Here is a 6,352-nt window from a genome sequence, read left to right on the forward strand (position 1 = left end):
TATAAATTAAAATTGGAAGTGCAACACTTCTAACAAAATGCTTCGTATAGTTGTTGAGCTGAATTGTAGTTCAATAATTTACGGGGCATTTTGTTTATTTGATCTAAGATACTATTAATATTATCATTTTCCAGTTTCTCAAAACTGGTTTTTTTCGGAAGTGCTCTACGTAATAATCCATTAAAGTTTTCGTTACTTCCTTTTTCACAAGAGGCATACGTGTTGCAAGCGTAAAGAGAAGCATTAATTTCCTTAGTTACTTCGTGTAATAAATTGAATTCCAGCCCATTATCTTTGGTGATACTTTTGATTTTAATTGATTCTTTTTTAATTAGTTCTCTTAGTTTTTCGTTAGTATATTTCATGGTTTTATTTTCTAATTTAATTGCAAAAGCCATTCTGGTCATTCTTTCGACTAATGTTAAGATGGATTTGCTTTTTCCAGCTCCTACCACTAAATCTATTTCGTAATGTCCAAACTCACTTCGATCATTAATGTGTTTTGGTCTGTATGTAATTGGAATGACTTCCATTTTTGACAATTCATATAAATAACGCTTATATTTATTGGTTTTTTTGAATCAATATCTTGGTCTTAGTAAGTGTTTGGGTTCAATTTTTATCGCTTTAGAATGAATTCAATTGTAGACAGTTTGAGTTGTTGGAGTTTTGATTCCCAATTGTTTAGCTTTGAAAACACAAACATCAATTCCATTAAATTTGGGTTCAAAATTTGCATATAAAAAATTCAAAAAATCTGGGAATTTATCCATTTTCGCAAGGTGTAATTTTTGCATATTCACACCAGTTGTAAATTGTGCGTCATTAGCAATATATAATGGTGTGGCTAAATTCTTTTTTAACTCTCTAGAAATTGTAGATTTGTTTCTCCCCAATTCTTTGGCTATATATGTTATTGATTTATTTAATTTGTGTAAATATTCAATAATAGTACGTTCTTTGAACGATAATTGTTTATAATTTTTCATGTGAATAATCCCTTGCTTGCTTTAATCAGTTTGAAGGGTTATTCACTTTTTATTTGCATAAAAAGAAGTGCACCCTATGAGAACATTGTCTCACAAGTGTTGCACTTCCATTTTTAATTCATAAAACTGCAGTTTTATTATTCAATACTTATTAAGAAACTATAGATTTTTTGACCACCATCAACAATTTCATATTCGACATCAAAGTTCTCATCTAAGAATTTTCGTAAATCACTAATATTTTTAGCATCAGTTTCTTGACCAACAAAAACTGTAATAATTTCTGTTTTATTAGTGATATATTTAGTTAAAGTTTTTTCAAAAATAATCTTTAATGAAGTTGCTGTGGAAACAATTTTGCCATCCACAATTGCCATTTGTTGATTTTTCTTGATTTTAATCCCATCAACTAATGAATCTTTAGCAGCTTTGGTAATACTAAATGAAGTCACATTTTTAATTGCTTTAGTTAAAGCAGCATTATTTTTGAAACTTGAAGCAGAAGGGTCAAAGTTTAAAGCAGAAACCATTCCTTGTTGAATTGTTTTTGTGGGAATAACATAAATTTTTGATTTTTCTTCCACTTTTTCAGCTTGTTTAGCAGTTAATAAAACATTTGAATTGTTTGGCATAATAAAGACATTTTTAGCATCAACATCTTCAATTGCTTTTAAAAATTCATTAGTTGAAGGGTTCATTTTTGAACCTCCATTAATTGCTAAATCAACACCTAATTCATTTTCAAAGTATTCTTTTAATTCTTGACTAGAAACAACAGCAATTGTTGCCATATCATTTTTTAAATTACGTTCATTAGTAATTGTTGAAGATTCTTTTCATTCTGGAGTTTTTGCATCTTTCACTTGACGTTCAGCTTGCAAATTCATATTTTCCACTTTTAACGATCTGAAATCACCATATTGTTGTAAGAAAGTGATGATTTGACCAGGGGTTAAAGCATGCGTATGCACTTTTAAAATATCTTCATCAATGACTATAACAATTGAACTATTGCCATAAACAGTTAATTGATCACGAATTGTTGAAACTTGAATTTTATCAATTCATTCTGAATTTAACATAACAATTGCTTCAGTACAATAACCAAATTCGCCTTCAATTTCCATTTCTAAATTGTCACCCTCATTGGTTTCTAATTTTTCTAAATGAGCAATAATTTCCCCGTGATTAACAACACTATTCATGCCTTCTAAAAATTTAACTAACCCATATCCACCAGAATCGACAACTCCAACATCTTTTAAAGCTTGTAAAAGATTAGGTGTGTTTTCTAAAGAAATGTTAGCAGCTTGAATTGCTTCATTTCAGAATGCCTTTTCATCCATTGTGTCATCTAAAAGATTAACCGCTTCAGCAGTTTCTCTAATAACAGTTAAAATTGTACCTTCTACTGGTTTCATCACTGCTTTATAAGCAATTTCTGTTCCCAAAGTAAATGCTTTTTTTCAATCAGCAACAGTTAAAGCTGTTGATTCAACCAACCCTTGAGCAAATCCTTTCATAATTTGTGAAAAGATAACCCCAGAATTACCACGAGCACCCATAATTAAACCACGAGCAAAAGAGTTCATTAATTCACCAATGGAATTAAATTTTAAATCTTTAATATCGTTATAGCCATTTGTGGCAGTTAAATTCATGTTTGTTCCGGTATCACCATCGGGTACAGGAAAGACATTTAATTTGTCTATATGCGGATAGTTGTTATAAAGGTTATTCACACCACTAATTAGCATATCCATAATTTTATTCATGTTGTTCATTTTTTTCAGTCACCTAATTTTTGATATATTTTCTCATTATCTAAATTACAACTAGGTCATCAACAGCTACATCTACCATGTACTTGATTGTGAATTTAGTTGTCTTTTCTAGTTCGTATTTCACCCTAATTTGGATTTCGTTCATTACGTCTTTGATATTTACTCCACTAATTAAAATCACGTGGATTCTAAAACGAGTAAGATTGTCGGTGTTTATGAATTCTACGGCATTATCAATCTCTAAAGTAGAGATATTGTCATTGTTTGTTGCATTAAAATTTGCAAACGAAATGACACCAGGTACTGTAACAATAGCATCTTTGATAACCTTGATGACGTTTTTGTCAATATTATTCACAAAATTCACCGACCTTCATTTTTATATTTTAGCACAAAACATAAAAAAAACATTTTTTTGAAGAACACCAATTGTCCTTCTAGTTAATTTAAATTATTAAATTACTATTCTTTCTCCAACTTTTAAAAAAGTGATGAAAAAGTGAAGTAAAGAGTCAGGTTTTTTAAAAGTTGGTTTTTTTATGTTGTGTATTTTTAAATAGCCTTTTCAGCCAATCTTTATTTTAAAGTTTAAAAACAAAATACATATTACAACATTTGCTAAAATAATTGTTAAAAAAGACACAAAAATATTTAATAATCCTTGTTTTGCCCATAAAGTGTGGAAAACTCTCAGAAAAACATTGCTTTGTTTAACAAATATGCTTGAAATAGGTTTGGTTTTTTAGTAATATCTCTAAGTACGAAAAGTTAGAGGTGAAACAATGGCAAGAAAAGATTGGTTAACAGGCAAAGGTGCTCTTTCAGGAAACTCAAGATCACATGCTTTAAATGCAACTAGAAGAAAATGAAATTTAAACTTACAAAAAGTTAAGTTAACTGATGATCAAGGTAGAACTTACGTTATCAAAGTTTCAGCTAGAACATTAAGAACTTTAAAAAAAGAAGCAAGAGTTAATGGATAAAAAAATCAGCAATTGCTGATTTTTTTTATAATATTCCTAATTGGTGTTTGACTTCAATAGTATTATCGACACGATTTTCTTTGTAAGCCACCATAATTTCTTCAGCGCTGGTGTCAGTTAACGTTTTCATAATTTCTTGTTTTAATTCAGCATCAGTTTTTTCAAAATTTTCATTTAAGAATTGTTTGTAATCTTTGATAAAATGCTGAATTTGTTTTTCTGGGTTGGTTATAAAAGCTTTTTCTTTAACTAGGGCTGTTGTCTGGAAAGTGTCTTTTAATTCTTTATCAGCAGATAAAACTAAAAATAATAAATATTTACAATAAGCATTAATAATTTTTCTTTGTAAGATAAAGTCTGGGCTTTCCAAATAAGCACTGGTTTTTTTAGTTTTCTCTTTGCCAGATTTGGCTGCTTTTTTAGCAGCCTTTTGTGCAATGATTGCTTTTTCTCAATCGGGGGTAAAATCATATTCATTATCTAATTCAGGATCAATGACTTGACGTTGCGCCTTTTTGATTTTGGTTTGTTTCAGAATTGTTTGACGATACTTTTGAGCAGACCAAATTGCTGGGATATTTAGTGTGCACCCAAAACAAAATTTAATGAATAAACTCACTTCTTTTTTATCATCAGCAACTAAAATTCATCACACTAAGTTGAAAATCCCCATAAAAGCAAAAATGAGTAAACTGAATAATCCAGTGATTTCAGTTAGTCACACTAAAACACTAGTTAATAAAGCCCAAAACATAATTGATATCATTAAAAAAACAATAGTTATTATTTTAAATTTTTTCATTCACAAATCCTTATTATTAAATTTTACATTAAATACTTTTAAAGTATAATATATTTAATGCCCTCTTGGCGGAATTGGCAGACGCATCAGACTCAAAATCTGACGAGGAGACTCGTGTCGGTTCGACCCCGACAGGGGGCACCAAATTGAAATTAAAGGTACTTGGTACCTTTTTTTGTTAAAATATTTTTAAGGACAACAATGGATAAATGAAAAATTGAAACTGATCAAAAAAATAGAATTCATATTAAAAAAAATAATGAAGGTAATTTTATTAATAAACACGAAGCAGTCCGTTTAGGACAAAAAATGGCCAAAGATAATAAAGCCATTCTTTTAGTGCATGACCAAGATGACAAAGAAAAAAAGCTTATTCAATTTGATTACACCAATTTTTTATCACCAGAAGAAATGTATGGCAAACAAATTAGTGAAATGCGGATTGCCCGAGCTGAATTAGTTGTTGCTAAAGTCGAAATCCGCAAACGTAAAAAGCAATTGAAAAATTCTGATAAAGAAGAAAGAATGGAAAATAAAAATAAAGTTATTTTTACAAGAGAGCGTTTTCAAAAAGCAAAAATAAATTTTAAAAATGCTAAAAAGAAATTTAAAGAAATGAAGAAAAGTCAAGAAAAAAGCGATTATTAGTCGCTTTTTATGTAGAACTGACAATGATAATATCTTAATGAAGCGGTAAATAGCAATGTTCCAAATATTTCATAATTATAATGAGGCGAGTTATGAGACTAGGGGTGAATAACACAAAAAGACATGTATCTGAGGTTATTGAGCAAGTTATTGAGCACAAAATAAACAAACCTTGATCAAGTGAAATCTTCATAATGTAGATATTAATATTGGCCTTATCAATATAGATGGGATTCAAAAAAAGTATAGAATTTAACTAAAAAGTGTTGTATTATGATTATGAGCAAAATCAATCAACGATGTTTATGCAGGTTTGGGGCGGTTCCAAACAACTAGATTTATAAAAGTTCGATTACCCGTTATTCTTTTATAAGTCAATTTATTAAGGTTAATTTATTAAATTGATGATTCATCTTAATCAACGCTTTTGGAAGTGTGGTAAGATAATTAAGAGTTGAGCCTATGCTCAACATACTCGAAATAATATTGGTAGTGCATTTATTTTGATGATTAGTTAACAAAACCACTATTGTTTTGTTTCAAAAGAATAATTAAAAAGCAACATTTCAAATTTTATTTGGTGTTGTTTTTTAATATATAAATGAATAAAGAAAATCCAAAAAAACAACAATTATGGAATTTAACTAAAAAGTGTTGTATTATGATTATGAGCTCAAGCCTCTCAACGATGTTTATGCAAAGTTCGGGGTGGTTCCGAACATTAGATCTATAAAACTTGGATTATTCATTATAAATTTATAGGTGAATTTAATAAAGGTAATTTTATTAAATTGATGATTCATTAAAACAGCACTGATCTTGTCAAGAAAAGTGGACATAAAAAAACAACACATCAAAAATTAGTTAACAAAAGCAATTCAATTGCTTTTGTTTTTATTTAAAAAATCTTGAGGAGATTCCCAATTTAAACGCTTTGGTGGTCTGAAATAATTATAAAATTCAATGTAATCAATCACAGCTTCTATCATTGACTTTTTAGTTCATTTACTTCTTGGTTTTATATATATAACTTCTGTTTTAAGTGATGCAAAAAAGGTTTCACAAGCACCATTGTCGGGAGAATTCCCTTTTCTTGACATCGAAGGAATAAAACCTAACTCAGAAATTAAAGTCGCATATCTGTTG

General features: G+C 29.1%; 7 protein-coding genes and 1 tRNA gene. 3 read left to right on the forward strand and 5 right to left on the reverse strand.

Annotated features, from left to right (window positions below):
- Window positions 1-29: 29 nt before the first annotated feature.
- From P695_RS05675 to P695_RS0104640, 3 genes are all read right to left on the reverse strand, one after another.
- A complete protein-coding gene (locus P695_RS05675; protein WP_051437394.1) occupies window positions 30-989 on the reverse strand; it encodes an IS30 family transposase in 960 nt (319 codons plus the stop codon).
- A 137-nt stretch (window positions 990-1,126) separates the two neighbouring features.
- Window positions 1,127-2,773, reverse strand: a complete 1,647-nt coding sequence (locus P695_RS0104635) for a DAK2 domain-containing protein (protein WP_028127063.1) — start codon at window positions 2,771-2,773, stop codon at window positions 1,127-1,129.
- A 40-nt stretch (window positions 2,774-2,813) separates the two neighbouring features.
- Complete coding sequence (locus P695_RS0104640; protein ID WP_028127064.1) at window positions 2,814-3,131, reverse strand: Asp23/Gls24 family envelope stress response protein; 318 nt, start codon at window positions 3,129-3,131, stop codon at window positions 2,814-2,816.
- A 424-nt stretch (window positions 3,132-3,555) separates the two neighbouring features.
- Between P695_RS0104640 and rpmB the strand changes: the two genes are divergently transcribed.
- A complete protein-coding gene (gene rpmB, locus P695_RS0104645; protein WP_028127065.1) occupies window positions 3,556-3,756 on the forward strand; it encodes a 50S ribosomal protein L28 in 201 nt (66 codons plus the stop codon).
- A gap of 25 nt (window positions 3,757-3,781) precedes the next feature.
- Here rpmB and P695_RS0104650 read toward each other — a convergent pair whose 3' ends face one another.
- Complete coding sequence (locus P695_RS0104650) at window positions 3,782-4,558, reverse strand: hypothetical protein (protein ID WP_028127066.1); 777 nt, start codon at window positions 4,556-4,558, stop codon at window positions 3,782-3,784.
- A gap of 59 nt (window positions 4,559-4,617) precedes the next feature.
- On the opposite strand from P695_RS0104650, the gene P695_RS0104655 reads away from it, so the two are divergent.
- Together P695_RS0104655 and P695_RS0104660 are read left to right on the forward strand one after the other, a co-directional pair.
- Window positions 4,618-4,702 (forward strand) — tRNA-Leu (locus P695_RS0104655).
- 57 nt (window positions 4,703-4,759) lie between these two features.
- On the forward strand, window positions 4,760-5,206 hold the full coding sequence (locus P695_RS0104660; RefSeq protein ID WP_028127067.1) for a hypothetical protein: 447 nt from the start codon (window positions 4,760-4,762) through the stop codon (window positions 5,204-5,206).
- Between the two features lie 860 nt (window positions 5,207-6,066).
- Here the strand turns inward: P695_RS0104660 and P695_RS06200 are convergent.
- The coding region (locus P695_RS06200; RefSeq protein WP_169728745.1) for an IS3 family transposase at window positions 6,067-6,352 on the reverse strand (286 nt) is incomplete at its 5' end.

This window comes from Williamsoniiplasma lucivorax ATCC 49196 (assembly GCF_000518285.1).
In the GTDB taxonomy this organism is placed as follows: domain Bacteria; phylum Bacillota_I; class Bacilli_A; order Mycoplasmatales; family Mycoplasmataceae; genus Williamsoniiplasma; species Williamsoniiplasma lucivorax.